Consider the following 16,875-nt stretch of genomic DNA (forward strand, 5'->3'; position numbering starts at 1 on the left):
ACGTCTGGTGATGAGGGTCGGGTGGATCATGAAAGCCCGCCGCAATGCCCGCGACTACGAGTCGCCTGCCGCAACACGCGGAAGCCCACCTGCCCTGGTCACTCATCACCCTCATAACCCGCCGGCTCACCCGCAAGCAGCCCCAGTGGGCGAAGAAGTCACCGTCTGCTTCACGGCAAGAGGACCTCGATGCCGTGATCCTCGAAGTTTTCTAGGAGCAGTTCGAAGAGGGCCCGGTGTCACTCTCCACCCTGCGGTGGCGGACCAGATGTGTCCTCGCGACGTCTGAATGCTGTCATTCCAGGGTGAACGGAGGAGAGGCGCCCCCAGCGGCCTCTGAGGCAGTCGTTCGCGGCGTCGAGATTCCATCCGAAGTACCCGCCGGGCCCATTGATTGCCTCACCCAGCGCGCAGTAGAAACTGTTGGCATCGACGACTTGGCGGCCGTCCAGGGCGAACACCTGCCCCGGCTCGGCGTCCACGGGGTGCCCGGGGCGCTGGTATTCGTGGGACCACAGGGCCACGGACAGCCAGGCGCGCCGGCCTTCCGAGGGGTCTGTTGCTCGATCGGGTGACATCTGAACTGGCTTGCTCTGTGGGGCAGGTGGGAAGGATGCCGCTGTGCCCAAGCCCTGTCCGGAAGAGTTCCGCGAGGATGTCGTGCGGGTCGCGAAGAATCGCGGGCCCGGGCGTGACGCTGGAGCAGGTGGCTGCCGACTTCGGCGTCCATGTGATGTCGCTGTCGAAGTGGATGCGCCGCGCCGACATCGACGACGGGGTGAAGCCTGGAACGAGCAGTCAGGAGAGCGCGGAACTGCGGGAAGCCCGCCGCGGATCAAGCTGCTGGAGCAGGAGAACGAGGTCCTGCGCGGGGCCGCGGCGTGTCTGTCCCAGGCCTCCTCTGCCGGGAAAAGGATCTACCCGCTCGTGGGAGAGCTCGCCGGCGACGGTGTTCCCGTCACGGTCACGTGCCGGGTCCTCCAGCTCGCCCGACAGCGCTACTGTCGCTGGCTGGAGAGGCCGGTGACCGGTGCCGGGTTCGAGGCCGAGGCCCGCGCGAACGCGTTGTTCGACGCCCCCGTGGGGATGCGGAGTTCGGCTAGCGTTTCCTGGCCGACGAAGCCCGCAGCGTGGGGGCCGGCATGGCTGACCGGACCGCGTGGCGGATCTGCCGGGACAACAGCTGATGGAGCGTGTTCGGCAAGAAGCGCGGCAGGGTCAAGAAGGCCGGTCCGCCGGTGCATGACGATCTCGTCCGTCATGACCGTCCTGGCCCTCCAGGCTGCGTGACCGAATCTGTCACCCAACCCTGCAGCAGACTCCAGCGTCGAATGCACGAGATGAAACAAGAGGAGGAACCTGTGAAGAAGTCTCTGCGATCAAGGACAGTCGCGTCGCTGGCGGCTGCCGCAGCCATCAGCCTTGCAATCCCGGGCGCCGCAAACGCCGCTGATCACTCCGCCAAGTCCGCGTCATTCACTGACGGCTGCGCAACGGGGATGGTGACACCCATCAGCACCTGGGGTCAGATCAGGGAATTCGCGAAGAATAACGCCCGGATCCTGGAAGCAGTGCCGAACGACCAGAACCGTGTCTGCTCCCCGAACAGCACCGTCGTAGGTGACCCCTACAAAGGATGCGGATACAACCGCGCAAACGGCTGGATCAAGGTCAAGACCTTCGGTGGACAATGGGGCTGGGTCGCCATGACCTGCTGGGACGACGCCCCCTTCTAGGAACGGCGTCTCGCCCGTCCTCTCCTGTGGGTGGAGCTACGCCGTCGTCTCTGGGTGTACACCCGGTCAGAGGTCGAGGACGGCGCGTAGGGCCTGGTCGACGCGGGCCATCGTGGCGGGGTCGACGGTGCCGCGGTGAGTGGCGTCTGCGAAGCGCACGGCGCCCAACTGTTGGACGTTCACGGCGACCGCGGTGCAGGGGATCGGGTTGTCGATGACGACGGACATCGCGGTGTCCGGGTAGCGGCCGGCGGGGTGCAGCACGATCGCGAGGACGGCCCCGTACGCCTCATCGAGGCCGGACAGGGAGACCACCAGGACATGGCGGTCGTCGGGCAGGGACCAAACGTCCCCGCGCTTGATCTCTCGGGTCACAGGGTGTCGCCCTCGCCCGCCAGGTCCTGCCCGAGGCCGAGCTCGGCGAGCTGGTGACCGGCGTCGAGGGTCGCGGCGCGGCGGGCGGCGCGCACCACGTACGCGTTCACGCTCAGCCCTGCCGCCTTCGCGGCCTGCCTGATCGAGGGCGCAAGTTCGTCGGGGACGCGGAGGGTCATCGGAGTAATCGACATGACACCAAAGTAGCCACCGAAAAGCGGTGTCGTCACGTGATATCAGCAACGTGCCGGGCCTGGTCCGGGGACTCGCCCAGAAAATCGAACAGACGCTCTACTGAAATGTATGAGCACCAACGCCCCGCACGCCTTAACCGACCGACAGCGCCGCATCGTGCTGTGCGCGCGTGAGTGGATCGCGGAGCATGGCGAAGCGCCATCCGTGCGCGAGCTGGGAGCGGCCGTGGGGCTGACCAGCACTTCCAGTGTCGCGTATCACCTGCGACGGCTCACCGGAACGAGGCCTGGTGGTGGAGACCCGAGGCCGCCACGGCGATCACTGCCCGCACTGCGGGCAGTGATCAGCCCACGCCCTGACTTTGCCCTCAAACGACGAAGGCCCCCGCCGCGCGGCGGGGGCCCTCTCTGCGCGCTGTGTGACCAGGCGCCGAGCGGTTGTGACGTCGTGGTGAGTGCTGCGGTGAGCACTCACCACAGCACTCACTGTGAGCGCCGCGCCTCGGGGAGCTGCGGGGACTCGGGGGTGAAGACGGGCACACCACCCATGTGCATGATCGCGCGCGCCTGCCCTAGCAGAGCGTTGAAACGGTTGTGCAGGTTGCGCGTGTCGGAGAGCTGTCTGCCCCTGGCCCAGTGCCGTTCCATCCCCCGCCCACGGCGCGAAGCGCCAGCCGCCTTCGGGTGCGAAGCACCCAACCGCCCTCACGGGGCGCGGAGCGGCCCGCCAGCCAACGGGCGCGGAGCGCCCCTACCCACAAAGCCCACCCAGCGGCGCGGAGCGCCGCTGCTCCCAGCTCTGTTCCCCACAAGGCCCGTGCCCGCCTCCGCCGGCCACCCGGCTATGCACGGATGACGTCCAGCGTGCCGTCGAACCGCTCAACACCCGGGTAGACCTCACCCAGACTGCACACCGAGAACCCGCACCGCCGGTAGAAACCGACTGCCTCGGTATCAGTGCGTGCCGTGATCCGGCGAAGGTCGAACTTCGTGACAGCTGCCTACAGCAGCTCACGCCCCAGCCCCTGTCCCTGGCCGGAAGGGGCCACGGCGATGTGGACGACGGTCGCAGCCTTCTCCACCATGCACAGGCCGAGGACAGCGACAGCCCGGTTGTCGTGCAGGAAACCCAGCTACCGCAATGCCGAATCAGTGCGGTAGCCCTCAACGACCTGAGCCAGCCGTCCCGGTACAGGGCCGACAGCGATGGCCAGCAAGCTTTGAACATCCTCCCCGTCCGGCCGGGACCGCAGGTCAGATAACTCGCCGATCAGCACCACCTCAGGCTACAGACCAACCGAACGCAGAACTTGATCAACAACTAACTACACGGCATTGGAGCTAGATCCGAAACTCGTGGAGCAAGCCAGATGTCGGCGGCGCGCGCCGCGCGGCCGTTTGTAGTGGAGTTGGGAGAGCGGGGGCCAACTACACCTCGCCTGTGGCGAACAGCTCAAGGTGCCCGCACTTGGGGCAGCGGAACGCCTCTATCTGCCGCCGGAGTCGGCCCATCCGCTTGGCGCCCCCGAGAATCCCCCGCTCCAACGCGCCCTCGATCCAGCGTGCATACCCGCGTGAGTGCTCGCCGGCATCCTCGACGAAACCCTCCACCAGACCGACGGTGCTGCACTGGGTACATGTGTAGCTGTTCATCCCGTGAGTGTAGGAGGCGGTGCGACCAGGCCAGGCACATAGCCGTCGACTCCTGCCGGGCTGGGGCGGCGAAAGCCGAAGCCCACGGCCGGTATTGCCTACGCAGCCCTCAAGCAACGGCTCCCTGCAGACAAATCAGCGATCCCGATCCAACGAGACCACAAGCGAATCGGAGGAGATCGGGCGCGGCTGTCCAGTCTCAATGAACGTACGAACACTCCGGCACCTTCACCAACCCGGATGTACTCGCTGACTGGCTCGGACACGGTCGCGAGTGGGGACCAGCGTGCCGTCCACGATCAGTACGGCGTCCTTGGCGAACCTCTCGCGTGGCTGGAGCGCGAGCATGGGCCCGAGGTGGTCGATGATGCGGTCCGCGGCCGACTTGGACACACCGAACAGCGGGGCGAGCTGGCGCATCGTCAAGTTCGTCCGCCAGTAGGCCGCCAACAGCAGAACCCGGTCCTCCAGCGGCAGGCCCCACGGTCGGCCCTTGCGAGTCGCGTCCGCACCCTCGCGCCGCAGCACGGTCACCACAGCATTTTGCCCCGCGGCCGCCTCTGGTCTGCCTTGATCTCCTCCGCCAACCTCACCAGCTCCCGGAGCGCATGCGCTCTGCTGAAGGCGCTGAGATGGTCAACATCCCGACGGCGCCGCGATACACCGCCCCGTGCGGCGATCTTCCGCCCGTTCCCATGCCTGCCCCCATGCCTGCCGTGCGATGCCTCGCAGCCTGCACCCCTCAGCGAAGGCCAGGACGAACTGTCGGTCCGTTCAGACGTCCACCCCGGCCGCCCGAACGATGATCTTGCCTTGGTTCTCGCCCCGCAACATCCCCAGGAACCCGTCCACGATGCTGCCGAAGCCGTCGACCACGGTCTCATCGAGCGTGACGTGTCCACTCTGCAGGTGTGGCACGACGAACTCGTACAACTCCTCCTGCACGTCACGGTAGTTGCGGACCAAGAAGCCCTCCATGCGCAGGCTCTTCTCGACAATGTCGGGGAGGTTGCGCAGGGCGTAGGGCTTGCCGGTGCTGTTGTACTGGGCGATCGTGCCGATCCGCACGATCCGTCCGTGCTCGCGCAGCGAGGAGATCGCCGCTTCGAGGTGCTCGCCGCCGACGTTGTCCATGTAGAGGTCGATACCGTCGGGTGCCGCCTTGGCGAGCAGCTCGGCCATCGGGCCCGTGTGGTAGTCGAAGGCCTCGTCGTAGCCGACGTGTTCGGTCAGGTAGGTGGCCTTCGCCGCCCTGCCCACGCTGCCGACCAGCCGTCCCGCACCCATCAGCCGGGCGAGCCGCGCGGTGGCCGTGCCCACACCGCCGGCCGCCGCCGAGACGAACACGTCCTGCCCCTCGCGGAGTTCGGCGATGCGGGTGAGACCGACGTAGGCGGTCAAGCCGGTGCCGCCGAGGATGCTCAGGTGCGCGGAGAGCGGTACGCCGTCGAAGCGGGGGACAGCACGCGCCTCTTCGGGGGTGACGACAGTGTGGGTGCGCCAGCCCTGCCGGTGGAAGACGATCTCGCCCTCGCGAAGCTCCGGGTCGCGGGAGTCCACGACCCGGCCGATGGTGCGGCCCTCCAGGGGAGCGTTCAGCGCGAAGTCCCCGTCCATCATTTCGCGGTGATAGGGGTCCACCGACCAGTACAGGTTCTCCACCAGCGCCGTTCCCGGGCCGGGTTGCGGCATCGCGGACTCGACGAAGGCGAAGTGGTCAGGGGTAGGGAAGCCATGGGGGCGGGCGGTCTGGTGCACGGTGAGCGCGGTCTCGGTCATGACGGTGACCGTACGAAGGAATGCGGAGGCCAGGGAGAGGGTTGCGCTCATGGAACGGGCCGATCCATGAAGGGCCCTCATAGAAGCAGGTGGGACCCCCTATGACAGCCGCAGCCCCCAAAGCCCCCGCACCCACTGCGGCTGCCGCCACCGACCTCGCCCCGCACGAGCTCCGCATCCTCGTGGCCGTCGACCGCGAGCGCGGGTTCTCGGCAGCCGCCAAGGTCCTCGGACTGACCCAGTCTGCAGTCTCGCACTCCATACGCGGGACGGAACGCAAAGTCGGAGCGGCCCTCTTCGAGCGGGGCCGCAAGGGCGCGACGCCCACCGCGGCCGGTGCCGCCGCTGCCGCCCACGCCCGCCGGATCCTGCGGCTCCTGGACACCCTGGCCGCAGAGGCCCGCGGCGCCGAGCGGGGGACGGTCGCCGGCCCGCTGCGCATCGCCGCCTTCCGTAGCGCCGCCCTCTACCTGCTGCCGCCCGTCCTGGAGCGCCTCACCGTCCGCCACCCCGGCATCGAACCGGAGGTGCGTGTCGTCCGGGAGTTGGGCGCGGGCACCGCCGGCGAGGTCGTCGAGGGGCGCGCGGACGTGGGCATCGCAACGGTCGGCGCCACCTCGCCCGTGCCCGCTGGGCTCATCGGCGACGTACTCATCGAGGAGCCCTACTCGCTGGTGCACCCGGCCGGCCACCCCGCCCCGCGCTCCCTGCCGCTGGTGGACTGGCACGAGAACTGCGGCTCCTACACCCGTCAGTGGTGGGCCGGACAGGACTGGATTCCGAAGGCGACCGTCCTGACCGAGGACGACGGAGCGGTGCTCTCAATGGTGAGCAGAGGTCTCGGCATGGCGATCATGCCCGCGCTCTCGCTGAACGAGGCACCGGCCGGCATCGAGATCACCGATCTCGGACCCGAGCGCCCGACCCGTTCCGTGGGCTACATCACCACCCCGGAGCTGGCCTCCAGCGCCTCCGTCCGCGCCCTGATCCGCGAGCTCAGAGCGGCCCGCCAGTGAAACTGGGTCGAGTCTGAGCGGAGCGGAGCCTTCAATGCCTGCGAGAAGCAGCAGGGTTGTGCCTGCGCGAGATCGCCGCGCTGCGAGTTCGGCACCCTGCACTCGCGATGTGCGAGGCGCCCCGCGGGTGCCTGGAACGAACGTGGCCCCCAGCGCCTGGAGCAGTGCGGGCTGCGCGCCTTCGGCCACCTCTCCGACCGCGGGCTCCTGCGCCTGGAACCCGCAGGTCACCGTCACCCTCTTCGCCCACAGCATGGTCCTCATCCCCGACCAGGCCATGCTGCGACTCATGCCGACGCCCGACGACAGCATCGACCGCTACATCACCGCCGCCGTCCGCATGCTCCTCGCCCGCTACGCCACCAACCAGACCTGACCGGCGGCTGCGTCCGCGGGCGGACGTCGGGGAACAAGCTCATTTCCGTGAACACATATCGCGGCGATCTGCACTTATTGTGGCTTTTCAGGTGTTGACGCTCGGTGTGGTGATTCTCAGGCTGGTAGGCGGGGCTGGTGGAAGGGACTGCGGTCGTGAGTGGTGGGCAGAGTGGACTTCCCCGGTTGCTGACGGCAGCGGAGACGGCGGCGCCGGTGGATGCCGTCGATGTGATCGCGGAGGACCTGCGGCGGCGTTTCGAGGCCACGAAGGTCTCTTTCCTCATCGTGGACCTGACCGGGAAGGCGGTGGCGCGGCTGTCGACCGCCCCTGCGGAGGATGGGCGGGAGGTGGAGCGGATCCCTTTGTTCGGCAGTGTCTACGAGGAGGTGGTCCGCACCCAGCGGCTCTATCAGGAGGTGACCGGCCAGGGGCAACGGGTGATCGTGCCGGTCACCAACCGGGGGGATGCGATCGGGCTGCTGGAACTGCTCCTGCCGGCCGATCCCGGCGAGGACGTCCTTGATGAGGTCGGGGAAGCCGCCCATGTCCTGGCCTACATCGTGATCGCCAACGGGCGTTTCACCGACTTCTACACCTGGGGTAAACGCTCCAGACCACCCACCCTGGCAGCGGAAATCCAGTACCAGCTGCTTCCCTCGTCTCTGTCGTGCGAGGCCGCGCAGTTCACGCTGTGCGGGAGCCTGGAGCCTTCCGAAGACCTCAGCGGCGACACCTTCGACTACACCCTGGACCGGGACGCACTGCACGTGTCGGTGACCGACCCCATGGGCCACGACCTCGATGCGGCCCTGGCTGCCACGGTCCTCGTGAGCGCCCTGCGTGGCGCCCGCCGCTCAGGAGCCGGACTGGCCGAACAGGCCCACCGGGCCGACCGGGCACTCGTCGACCACGGCCACGGGCACGCCACCGGGCAGCTGCTGCGCATCAATCTCCACACCGGGCGGGCCCAGCTCGTCAACGCGGGACACCCCTGGCCACTGCGCATGCGCAACGGCACTGTGGAGGTGATCACCTGCGAGGTGGACCATCCCTTCGGGCTGTCGGAGTTCACGACCCTCCCCTACCGTGTTCAGGATCTCGATCTGCGCCATGGTGACCGTCTACTCATGTTCACCGACGGCATGGTCGAACGGCATGGGGAGAAGGTCGACCTGCCTGCCCTGCTGGAGCGCACCCGGGGCCTGCACCCGCGGGAGACCGCGTTGATGCTGACGTCCGCAGTCCGGGACGCTGCCGAAGGGCGGCTCGAAGACGACGCCACCGTGATGTGCCTGGACTGGCACGGCCCGCAGGAGACTCAACGACACGTCAACTCCGGCGCGGACACCCAACAAGCCTCAGCCAGGCGCACGAAACAGCAGCCGTGACCAGAGTGCTCTCCTGGACGGTGCCGGGCTGCCGCTGAGCAGCTCTCGCACCGCGCCTCCTCCTGCAAGCCTGAGCTCCCGCCCCTTCCCCAGCCGCTACGGGCGGCCCCGGGACCTACCCGAATGAGACATCACGAGGTGTCTGGAGACCCATCGAACTTGATCTCGTACCACCAGCCCGGCCCCGAGGGCAGAGGCGGGACGGCCTCGGCGAGCGCGACAGCCACGGGATACTCCACGCCGCCAGCCTGCGGTGGCCAAGCCGTGGCCGCCCAGCGCAACCTCTTCAACCGCATGATCGGCCAGCTCTACCACTGCCTCCAGCACCACAAGCTGTTCGACGAGCAGACCGCTTTCCCCACCGAACTCGCCGCTGCAGCTTGACGCGTTGGCATCGTGAGGTGTCTGCCATGCGGCAGCCGCCGACGTGGACGTACACAGGGTCTCGACCGCCCAGGCCCATCTCGATCAGCCAGTCCGGGGCCGGCGGCTGAGCCTGCGCGCCACGTTGGCGTTCTGTCTCGCGGCGTTCCTCGGCAGCGATCCATCGGCGGGTGCGGTCCAGGTCTCCGACCTGCGCACGCTCCAGGAAGCGCAGCATGTAGAGGCGTGTCGGAGCACTGGAGCCGTTCATGCGTTCGATATTGCGGCTGCTCGCCGACCACGGCAGCCAGGGGGCGAACAGAACAGAGCAGCGATGGATGCCAGCAGCACGCCGCGGATCTTGAATGTGGACCCCCGCCAGCTTCCACCCGCTCCGGAAACGACCAGTGGGGCGGAGGCCTTCGCCAGGATTGGCCGCACCCCTCGGCCGTGCGTCGCCTGCGGCCGGCCCGCGACGGCCACCCGCATCGTCGCCGTCCCCGGGACCGGCCCGCGCTGGATCGACACGTGCACGCCCCACATGATCGCCACCACCAAAACGGACGCGACGCCCGCGCCCGAGTCTCAGGCCCTATCCAGCCTTCGCGACGCGGTACGGCACGCCGGCGTCGAGACCGCGCTCCTCACCGCCCCACTCACCGAGGCGGAATACACCCGTGGATGACCACCGCTACCGCCTCACCCTCACCACGACCGCGGGCCGCACGGTCATCGATGGCCGGTGGTCAAACCTCACAACGGCGGAACGCAAGTTCCGATCGTGGATCGGCAGCTACAGCGCCATTCCGAGCGCCCACATCGCACTGGCGGAGCAGGCCGCGGACGCTACATGGACCGAGTTGAAGGCCTGGCCGGATGAGGGCGTATCGGCCCCCGCGCTCGTCAGGCCGCCGCAGCGTCAGGCTCGGGGTGACGCGCCGCGCGCTTCAACGCCATCTCCACGTCGAACCGCGACTCCCCCGCCTCTTCCTTGAACCGGCCGATCGCCTGCTGCACGACGAGCGCCGTGGCCACCGTCAGCCGCCCCTCCTGAATCTCCGTCCAGGCAGCGCAGTTCAATCAGATCGGGTCCCGGCGCACATGGCAACCAGGCGCACCCGGGCGGCCCTCTCGGCGTCCCACCCACTCCGCGACGCTCCATCAGGGTGCCCGGCTCACGCACTAGATGAGAATGGACCGAGATGCGGGACGGACGAGTTAGGACGATGAGGAGGCGGCCGATTTGGGGGCGCGCTGGAGCGCGATCATGGCGGCATCGTCGCCCAGGCTGCCGCCGCTGTAAGCGAGCAGGTCGTCCCGGATCCTCCGGACGAGAGTCTCGGGGTCCCCCGCAGCCCACGAGGTGATCCGTTCGGCGAGCGGGTAGAAAGTGCCCGCCTTGTCGCGGGCCTCGATGACACCGTCGGTGTAGAGGAGAACGATGTCGTCGGCCTCCAGTGGGAACACGTCGGGGGTGTATCTGGGCGTCGAGAACTCGCCCAGACCCAATGGAGTTTCGGGCTGGTCGGTCATGAGCGGCGTGACATGCTGACCGCGTACCAGCAGGGGCGGTGGGTGGCCACAGTTGATCACGTGGATCACGGGCTCGTGGTCAGGGATCTCCAGGACGGCAGCGGTGATGAAGTCCTCTTCGGCGCGTTGGTCTGTCTCGGTGAGTTCGGCCAGGTCGCGGGTGACGCTTCCCTCCAGGTGCCGTGTGAGTCCGGCCAGGTCGGCGTGCTGGTGGGCTGCTTCACGGAAGGCGCCGAGCAGAAGGGCTGCGTCGCTGATGGAGCTCAGGCCCTTGCCTCGCACATCGCCGATGATCATCCGAGTCCCCTCGCCGACGCGGGCGGCGGCGAAAAGGTCGCCTCCGATGCGGGCCTCGGCCTCGGCGGCCAGGTAGACGGAGGCCACTTTCAGCGGGCCAAGGCGAGGGGGAAGAGGACGCAGCACGACACGCTGCGCCGCCTCTGAGACCGAACGTACCTGCGCCAGTTCCCGCTGCCGACGCTCGCGCAGATAGCAGAAAGTCGCGACGACCGCCGTGACAATGGCCAGGGAGAGGATCTGCATCTCGTGGTTGAGCGTGAGCGGCCACCCACGGCGTGCCACACCGATCACCAGCTGCGCCACTACCGCGAGGGCGCCGACAGCCGCCACGAGCCGGGCACCACCGATAGCGGCCGTGACGGCCGGGGCGGCGACCAGCAACGGGCCGAGGTGCACGTCGGGCGGTGCCAGGGTGTCGACCACCGTAACGACCGCGATCAGGCAGAGCGGAAGCGCCAGCAACGCATGACGCGGCTGCCACGACCGACGGAACTCCCGCTTAAGACGCATCGTCCATCAGTACCTGCGCGCCATGGCCCTGTCACAGCCGTCACCTGCTCCGCCCGCTGAATCAGCCATGTGCACTGAGCACGTTACGCTGTACGGGGCTGAGCACATGCAGCCGTACCCAACAGCTTCGTCCCGAGATGCCGTCGATCCGCACCTCCAGCTCACTCAGCACGCGGCGATGTCGGCATGGTCGCGGCCGCTACTTCTCTGATGCACCCTGGCCGGCCTTCACGCACGGCCCACGAGTCGGATGCGTGGTTCCATCTGTGGCAGCGCCCCGGCCGGGCCGTCGAGACCTGCGTCGCCTCCCACCGTGACTGTCTGCGACGCCGACCGCTACGGATGGAGTGCTCGGCGCAGCGCTTCGATGGCCAGCGTGCGTGCGACAACGGTTGCTTTGGAGTCGCGGAGGCTGTCGAGCATGAGGAAATCATGGACCATCCCCAGCACTCGTACCGCCGTGACGTCCACTCCCGCCTCGCGCAGCTTGGACGCGTACGCCTCGCCTTCGTCACGCAGCACATCGGCCTCATCGGTGATGACCAAGGTGGGGGGAAGACCACGGAGTTGCTCGATGTCGGCGCGCAGTGGCGAGGCATAGATTTCGGCGCGCTGCTCGGCGTCGCTTGTGTAGGCGTCCCAGAACCACTTCATCCCGTCGCGAGTGAGGTAGTAGCCATCGGCGAACTGCTCGTACGAAGGGGTGTCGAAGTTGGCATCGGTGACCGGATACAGCAGCACCTGGGCCGCCAGGCGAACATCACCACGTTCCTTGGCCATCAGCGCGAAGACGGCGGACATGTTGCCGCCGACCGAATCGCCGCATACCGCGATCCGGGAGACATCGAGGTTCTGCTCCTCGCCGTTCTGGACGATCCACTTACCGACCGCATAATTCTGCTCGATCTGAGTGGGATACTTCGCCTCGGGGGCCAGGTCGTAGACCGGGAAGACCACCGCAGTATCCGATCCGGTCGCCAGTTCCCGAACCAGTCGGTCGTGAGTTCTCTCGTCGCCGAACACCCAACCGGCGCCGTGGATATACAAAACCACCGGGAGGGTTTTCGTCGCCCCCTGGGGACGGATGATTCGGGCTCGGACCTGGCCGTACTGGCCTGCGTCGATGCTCACCCATTCCTCATCCACCGCGGGCTTGGCCACCCCCTGGCCCGCCTGCAGACCATCAAGGATCTCTCGGCCGTTCTCCGGTGGGACTTCGTAGAGGCGCGGGTGCGGATTGGTGGAATCCGCCAGTTCCTGGGCCGCGGGCTCCAGGACCGGCGTCGGGAGCGACAAAGAAGTAGCCACGGTGCGCCTCCTGCCTCAAATTCGATCGTGACGGCCAGGCCAACCCCTCTCCCATCGTCTCTCAGCAGCGAATCGGCGCAACTTTGGCCCTGCATCACGAGCTTGCTGAACGCCGGGGTGCGAGGTGGCCCGCCGCGCGGGCAATTCACCTGAGGTCATCCATCGCCGATACGAGGGCTGCGTCGACGGACACGAGGAACTGAACAATATGAAGATCGAGAAGGCCATGAGCTGGGGGGTTAAGGCCTAGCAGCACTTCGCGATGTCGACTCCGCTTTACCCAGCGGCGAGGTGGCAGCGCCCGTCATCGTCCTGACTCTGCGTGCCCGCACGCCTGCTCTGAGTTCCTGACTCTCTTTCTGGCCGCGCTGAGAGAGCCGGGGTTCGCAGGCGGGTAGGCGTGTGACGGATTCACCTGTTCAGCGCGCGATTCCCGGGATCACCATCCGCCATGAAGAGAGGAGAACCGAGTGGCCGGACCCCATTTCTCGGATGAGACTGGATCAGTAGGTGCTTCGAGCGCGAACAAGGTGCTGCAGTCACAACTATTCCTTCTCTCGGCTCCAAATTCTGAGATGGCGAAGGAAGTTGAAAGGAGATGGCAGACACGGCAAGCGCGACACAGGCAGCCAGCACTGAGGAACAGATCAAGTAGCTGCGCGAGATGTTCGCCGATGCGCCGGAGGTGGGCAAAGCGGCGCTCGAGCGGGTGCTCGCCGAGATGACGGCGGACGCGTCTAGGACCCCGCCGGCACGTGTGGAGAGCGCGGGCCGGGTCGGGAGCCGCCTGGGCAAGGTTTCCGAGCTGACGATCTTGGTGCCGCTCGCACCTGGCGGTGCCAAGCGGCTCCAGGGGCTAGCCTCGCCGTTTCGTTTGGGGACGGCGGCTGTTGGGGCGGAAACGCGAAAGTGCCTTCCTGACCTGGGACGATGAACCTTGCTGAGGGGTTCTGTCGGTCCAGGCGGAGGGCACTTTCTACGTGCAGGCTATCGGGTTGCGTCCCAAGATCCAGGTCAGTGCAGATGGTTCGGGGGTGGTCGGTCATGCCGGGGCACGGTTACTGGCTGATCTCGCTGATGCCACCGGGCTCACCGCCTCGTACTCCACCGCGCTCAGGCCGCTTCGGCCGCGCGGGACTGGGCATGATCCCGGCCGGATCGCCACCGACCTGGCGGTGATGCTCGCCGACGGCGGTGAGGCCATCGCGGACCTGGCCGTACTGCGGGACCAGGCAGGGGTGTTCGGTTCGGTCGCCTCGACACCGACGGCCTGGCGAATGCTCGCCGACACCGACGAGAGGACACTGGCTTCTCTGCGCTCGGCGCGTGCCCAAGCTCGGGAAGTCGCCTGGATGCAGGCCGCCGAGCAAGGCGAGGGCATACCCGCAGTCCGGGCCGCGGGACGCATTCTGCCCGGGCTGGTCCTGGACCTCGACGCCACGCTGATCACCTGCCACTCCGAGAAGGAGCAGGCCGCACCCACCTATAAAGGCGGCTTCGGCTTCCACCCGCTGCTGTGCTTCCTGGCCAACACCGGCGAGGCACTGTCGGGCCGACTGCGTCCTGGAAATGCCGGTGCCAACACCGCGAGCGACCACATCACGGTGTTCGACCAGGCACTCGCGCAAATCCCCGACGGGCACCGGCACGGCACCGACATCCTCGTCCGCACCGACAGTGCCGGATCCGCGAAAGCCTTCCTCGCCCACGTCCGCCACGTGCGGAAACGAGGAATCCGTACCTTCTTCTCGGTCGGATACGCCATCACCGAGCCGGTCCGCCGCGCTGTCCGGGCCATGCCCGAGCGTCTCTGGCATCCCGCCCTGGACCAGGACGGGACTCTGCGTGATGGCGCCGAAGTCGCCGAGCTGACCGGCATGGTCGATCTGGACGGCTACCCAGCCGGCACCCGCATCATCGTGCGCCGTGAGCGGCCCCACCCCGGAGCACAGCTGTCCCTGTTCGACCAGGACGAGGGCCTACGGCATCAGGTGTTCCTCACCGACACTCCGTACTCCGGTGACGGTTCCGCCCAGTTCCTGGAGGTCCGCCACCGCGGACATGCCACTGTCGAGGACCACATCCGGTGCGGCAAGACCACCGGATTCGGCCGCTTCCCCTCCCGAGACTTCGGCGTCAACGCCGTCTGGCTCGAACTCAGCCTCGCCGCGATCGACCTGCTCGCCTGGACCCGTGTCCTCCTCCTGGACGGGGAGCTGGCCACCGCCGAGCCGAAGAAACTCCGCTACCGGCTCCTGCACGTCGCCGCCCGCCTCACCCGCGGCGGCCGCCGCCTCCACCTGCGAATATCGGCGACCTGGCCCTGGAGACACGAACTGACCACGGCCTTCCACCGCCTCGCCGCACTGCCCCGACCCGCCAGCTGACTGGCAAACCCCCGTCCGCCCACGACCCGAAAGAACCCGGAGAATCCGACCAACGCGTCGGGACTCCGACCTGCCCAAGCACCGAAATTACGTCGGCCACCCAACAGTTGGCGATCAGCGACGCCGCCTCAGCCCAACCGAAACGGCGAGGCTAGTGGTTAGGAGAGAGAAGAGGGGTTGTGACGAGCGTGGGAGAGGGCGTACCAGGGCAGCTGAACTGGGGAAACCTGCAGCGCCCCCATGGCAGGTACGGAAGTGGTCACGGCAGTGTGAACAACAGCGACAGCGGGAGGAGACTCCACTGCTGGCTTTGACCAGAGTTCCGTGAAGCCATTTGATCAGGAAGGCTGCGGAGAGGACCACGGCTGCCCGTCAGGTGCTGCAGCCGGGCGGCCAGCCAGTACGTAGTCGCTGTACTCGTCACCGGCCATGGACTGAATTGCCCAGCGTTCGCGCACGGATCCGGTGCTGGTTTCGGCAGCGTCCAAGGCGCCCGGAATTGTGAGGGACGCCGGGTGTCCGCTCGCGCGCCTGCTCGTGCCGACGGGAGCCCGGGTAGCCGTCCAGCTTTCTCCCACCCTCCTGGCGCCCGCGCTTCCCACGATCAGAGCAGCAGCACGAGCGCGTACGCGAGGAAGAACGCCGCGACCAGCACCACGAGGACGAGAATCAGCGTCAGAGGCGCTCTCGCCCATCCCCTGAACGGGTTGTGAGTCTCCTGAGGACCCGCCCCCGACATGCTGCCCTCGGCCGGCGGGGCCTCCCCCGGCTGCACGCTCCTGCCGGGTTCCAGTCTTGTGGCCCTCTGGGGATCCGGATTCGTCGAAGTAGTCATGTAGTGCGAGTTCCCCCGATCGCCACAGGATTCGCCTGCCACTACAGGGCATGTGGCGTTCGTGGGGATTGAGGTGCGTTGCCGAGGAGCCACCGACGGCTCTGGCTTCCTTCCCAACCCGCTGATCAATGTCAGTCCCACCAGAACGCGTTCCATCGGGCCCAACACAGGCGCCGAGGCTTGGCTTCTCCATTGGAAAGCCCTTGAGCGTTCTCGTTTGCTGGCCCGAGCACTTCAGGGGTCGCAAGTTGCGCCCGCGAGCAGCCGGAAAGAAGCCAGGTGCTCGACGCCGGCCCGGCGTGCAAGATCTAGGCATGTCTACCGAGGTCAGCGGGATGATCGAGTGTCGGCCAGGTGCCCGCCTCTGAGGTCCTGACGATCAGCACTCGATATGGCACGCCGCCACCGATCTGTGGTTGCTCAACATCGGCAACGCCTACGACGCGCTCGCTTGCCTCTTTGGAATTGGCAACACCTGCGGCTTCCGGCCCCTCGCCGAAAACCGGGGTCTCCCGGCCGATGCGTCCACGGCCCTCACCACCGCACATGAGGCATTCGCGGCCGCGGACGTGCGTGGCGCCACTTGGATCACCTGGTCTGAGTGCTTGCTGCCAACTGGCAGGAGACCGACAGCTCTGGCACGCAAAGCCGGGAGAGAGGGGCCGGTCAAGCCTCGCACGGGGCCCCGCCTGGAGCGTGATGCGCACGCTGGGCGATCTGCACGGTGCATCCGACGTGCGGCTCGTTGCCCGGTTCCACTGACGCCGTGACTCCAAGCTGAGCGTTCAACAGTGAGGCATCTTGTCCCGTCTCAGTCGATCTGGTCCCAGTTTCAAATTATCTGGTCCGATTCGCCCGGCGTCTCAGATGATCTGGTCCGCCAGAACACCTGTCGGCGGGAGGCCGCCCTGGGCCCGGGGCGCCGGGGAGGCTGGCTATCGAGCGAGGTCGCGTTGCGGAATCCGGCGAGGCCGATAGCGAGGACGGCGAGGGCCCGCGATCAGCGCGGTGACGGCGTCTGCGACAGACGGATTTGAGAGCGCCCGCGCATCAGCGCGGCCGCTGAGGCTGACGGCCCCTGCGCCCAGGCCTGGCCGCTGCCGTCTCGCTGGGACTCGT

The 16,875-nt window shown here is 67.5% G+C and carries 18 protein-coding genes and 2 pseudogenes; 7 read left to right on the top strand and 13 right to left on the bottom strand.

All coding sequences use genetic code 11. The features are described 5' to 3' along the window. Window positions 1–239: 239 nt before the first annotated feature. Complete coding sequence (locus tag OG698_RS01540) at window positions 240–578, bottom strand: barstar family protein (RefSeq protein ID WP_406100936.1); 339 nt, start codon at window positions 576–578, stop codon at window positions 240–242. Between the two features lie 420 nt (window positions 579–998). After that, window positions 999–1,262, bottom strand: a complete 264-nt coding sequence (locus OG698_RS01545; protein ID WP_406100937.1) for a hypothetical protein — start codon at window positions 1,260–1,262, stop codon at window positions 999–1,001. A 99-nt stretch (window positions 1,263–1,361) separates the two neighbouring features. On the opposite strand from OG698_RS01545, the gene OG698_RS01550 reads away from it, so the two are divergent. Next, the gene (locus tag OG698_RS01550; protein WP_406100938.1) at window positions 1,362–1,736 is read left to right on the top strand and encodes an SH3 domain-containing protein; all 375 of its coding nucleotides are present in this window, start codon (window positions 1,362–1,364) and stop codon (window positions 1,734–1,736) included. Between the two features lie 66 nt (window positions 1,737–1,802). On the opposite strand, the gene OG698_RS01555 is transcribed toward OG698_RS01550, so the two are convergent. Then, window positions 1,803–2,111, bottom strand: a complete 309-nt coding sequence (locus tag OG698_RS01555) for a hypothetical protein (protein WP_406100939.1) — start codon at window positions 2,109–2,111, stop codon at window positions 1,803–1,805. Then, window positions 2,108–2,305: a DUF1778 domain-containing protein gene (locus OG698_RS01560; RefSeq protein ID WP_406100940.1), complete on the bottom strand. Its 198-nt coding sequence runs from the start codon at window positions 2,303–2,305 to the stop codon at window positions 2,108–2,110. The genes OG698_RS01555 and OG698_RS01560 overlap by 4 nt, the downstream gene beginning before the upstream one ends. Before the next feature lie 109 nt (window positions 2,306–2,414). On the opposite strand from OG698_RS01560, the pseudogene OG698_RS01565 reads away from it, so the two are divergent. Then, window positions 2,415–2,522, top strand: a pseudogene (locus OG698_RS01565) (hypothetical protein); the annotation flags it as partial. Between the two features lie 266 nt (window positions 2,523–2,788). Here the strand turns inward: OG698_RS01565 and OG698_RS01570 are convergent. The 5 genes and pseudogenes from OG698_RS01570 to OG698_RS01590 form a co-directional block, all read right to left on the bottom strand. Continuing rightward, entirely contained in the window at window positions 2,789–2,953 is a 165-nt protein-coding gene (locus OG698_RS01570) for a hypothetical protein (RefSeq protein WP_406111729.1), read from the bottom strand. A 353-nt stretch (window positions 2,954–3,306) separates the two neighbouring features. Beyond that, complete coding sequence (locus OG698_RS01575) at window positions 3,307–3,438, bottom strand: GNAT family N-acetyltransferase (protein ID WP_406110754.1); 132 nt, start codon at window positions 3,436–3,438, stop codon at window positions 3,307–3,309. Window positions 3,439–3,733: 295 nt separating this feature from the next. Next, window positions 3,734–3,958, bottom strand: a complete 225-nt coding sequence (locus OG698_RS01580; RefSeq protein ID WP_329580114.1) for a hypothetical protein — start codon at window positions 3,956–3,958, stop codon at window positions 3,734–3,736. Between the two features lie 249 nt (window positions 3,959–4,207). Further along, window positions 4,208–4,495, bottom strand: a pseudogene (locus OG698_RS01585) (transposase family protein); the annotation flags it as partial. A 237-nt stretch (window positions 4,496–4,732) separates the two neighbouring features. After that, the gene (locus OG698_RS01590; RefSeq protein ID WP_406110756.1) at window positions 4,733–5,737 is read right to left on the bottom strand and encodes an NADP-dependent oxidoreductase; all 1,005 of its coding nucleotides are present in this window, start codon (window positions 5,735–5,737) and stop codon (window positions 4,733–4,735) included. A 101-nt stretch (window positions 5,738–5,838) separates the two neighbouring features. Between OG698_RS01590 and OG698_RS01595 the strand changes: the two genes are divergently transcribed. The 4 genes from OG698_RS01595 to OG698_RS01610 all read left to right on the top strand — a co-directional run bounded on the left by OG698_RS01595 (window position 5,839) and on the right by OG698_RS01610 (window position 9,568). Beyond that, a complete protein-coding gene (locus OG698_RS01595; RefSeq protein ID WP_406100941.1) occupies window positions 5,839–6,753 on the top strand; it encodes a LysR family transcriptional regulator in 915 nt (304 codons plus the stop codon). Window positions 6,754–6,895: 142 nt separating this feature from the next. Further along, window positions 6,896–7,129: a hypothetical protein gene (locus tag OG698_RS01600; RefSeq protein WP_406100942.1), complete on the top strand. Its 234-nt coding sequence runs from the start codon at window positions 6,896–6,898 to the stop codon at window positions 7,127–7,129. 215 nt (window positions 7,130–7,344) lie between these two features. Beyond that, the gene (locus OG698_RS01605) at window positions 7,345–8,520 is read left to right on the top strand and encodes a PP2C family protein-serine/threonine phosphatase (protein WP_406110758.1); all 1,176 of its coding nucleotides are present in this window, start codon (window positions 7,345–7,347) and stop codon (window positions 8,518–8,520) included. A gap of 697 nt (window positions 8,521–9,217) precedes the next feature. Then, on the top strand, window positions 9,218–9,568 hold the full coding sequence (locus OG698_RS01610) for a hypothetical protein (RefSeq protein WP_406100943.1): 351 nt from the start codon (window positions 9,218–9,220) through the stop codon (window positions 9,566–9,568). 218 nt (window positions 9,569–9,786) lie between these two features. On the opposite strand, the gene OG698_RS01615 is transcribed toward OG698_RS01610, so the two are convergent. From OG698_RS01615 to OG698_RS01625, 3 genes are all read right to left on the bottom strand, one after another. Then, complete coding sequence (locus OG698_RS01615) at window positions 9,787–9,918, bottom strand: hypothetical protein (RefSeq protein ID WP_406100944.1); 132 nt, start codon at window positions 9,916–9,918, stop codon at window positions 9,787–9,789. Between the two features lie 183 nt (window positions 9,919–10,101). Next, entirely contained in the window at window positions 10,102–11,226 is a 1,125-nt protein-coding gene (locus tag OG698_RS01620; protein WP_406100945.1) for a PP2C family protein-serine/threonine phosphatase, read from the bottom strand. 336 nt (window positions 11,227–11,562) lie between these two features. After that, window positions 11,563–12,534, bottom strand: coding sequence for an alpha/beta hydrolase (locus tag OG698_RS01625; protein ID WP_406100947.1), 972 nt, complete (start codon window positions 12,532–12,534; stop codon window positions 11,563–11,565). 950 nt (window positions 12,535–13,484) lie between these two features. Between OG698_RS01625 and OG698_RS01630 the strand changes: the two genes are divergently transcribed. Next, window positions 13,485–14,921: an IS1380 family transposase gene (locus OG698_RS01630; protein ID WP_406110760.1), complete on the top strand. Its 1,437-nt coding sequence runs from the start codon at window positions 13,485–13,487 to the stop codon at window positions 14,919–14,921. 604 nt (window positions 14,922–15,525) lie between these two features. On the opposite strand, the gene OG698_RS01635 is transcribed toward OG698_RS01630, so the two are convergent. Next, window positions 15,526–15,756, bottom strand: a complete 231-nt coding sequence (locus tag OG698_RS01635) for a DUF6480 family protein (RefSeq protein ID WP_406100949.1) — start codon at window positions 15,754–15,756, stop codon at window positions 15,526–15,528. Window positions 15,757–16,875: the final 1,119 nt, after the last annotated feature.

It is taken from the genome of Streptomyces sp. NBC_01003 (genome assembly GCF_045162695.1).
Classification (GTDB): domain Bacteria; phylum Actinomycetota; class Actinomycetes; order Streptomycetales; family Streptomycetaceae; genus Streptomyces.

Excerpts from the sequence above, each read along its gene's own strand:
- OG698_RS01540 (WP_406100936.1), bottom strand. The coding sequence starts at position 578 with ATGTCACCCGATCGAGCAACAGACCCCTCGGAAGGCCGGCGCGCCTGG.
- OG698_RS01545 (WP_406100937.1), bottom strand. The coding sequence starts at position 1,262 with ATGACGGACGAGATCGTCATGCACCGGCGGACCGGCCTTCTTGACCCT.
- OG698_RS01560 (WP_406100940.1), bottom strand. The coding sequence starts at position 2,305 with ATGTCGATTACTCCGATGACCCTCCGCGTCCCCGACGAACTTGCGCCC.
- OG698_RS01570 (WP_406111729.1), bottom strand. The coding sequence starts at position 2,953 with ATGGAACGGCACTGGGCCAGGGGCAGACAGCTCTCCGACACGCGCAAC.
- OG698_RS01580 (WP_329580114.1), bottom strand. The coding sequence starts at position 3,958 with ATGAACAGCTACACATGTACCCAGTGCAGCACCGTCGGTCTGGTGGAG.
- OG698_RS01590 (WP_406110756.1), bottom strand. The coding sequence starts at position 5,737 with ATGACCGAGACCGCGCTCACCGTGCACCAGACCGCCCGCCCCCATGGC.
- OG698_RS01595 (WP_406100941.1), top strand. The coding sequence starts at position 5,839 with ATGACAGCCGCAGCCCCCAAAGCCCCCGCACCCACTGCGGCTGCCGCC.
- OG698_RS01610 (WP_406100943.1), top strand. The coding sequence starts at position 9,218 with ATGGATGCCAGCAGCACGCCGCGGATCTTGAATGTGGACCCCCGCCAG.
- OG698_RS01620 (WP_406100945.1), bottom strand. The coding sequence starts at position 11,226 with ATGCGTCTTAAGCGGGAGTTCCGTCGGTCGTGGCAGCCGCGTCATGCG.
- OG698_RS01635 (WP_406100949.1), bottom strand. The coding sequence starts at position 15,756 with ATGACTACTTCGACGAATCCGGATCCCCAGAGGGCCACAAGACTGGAA.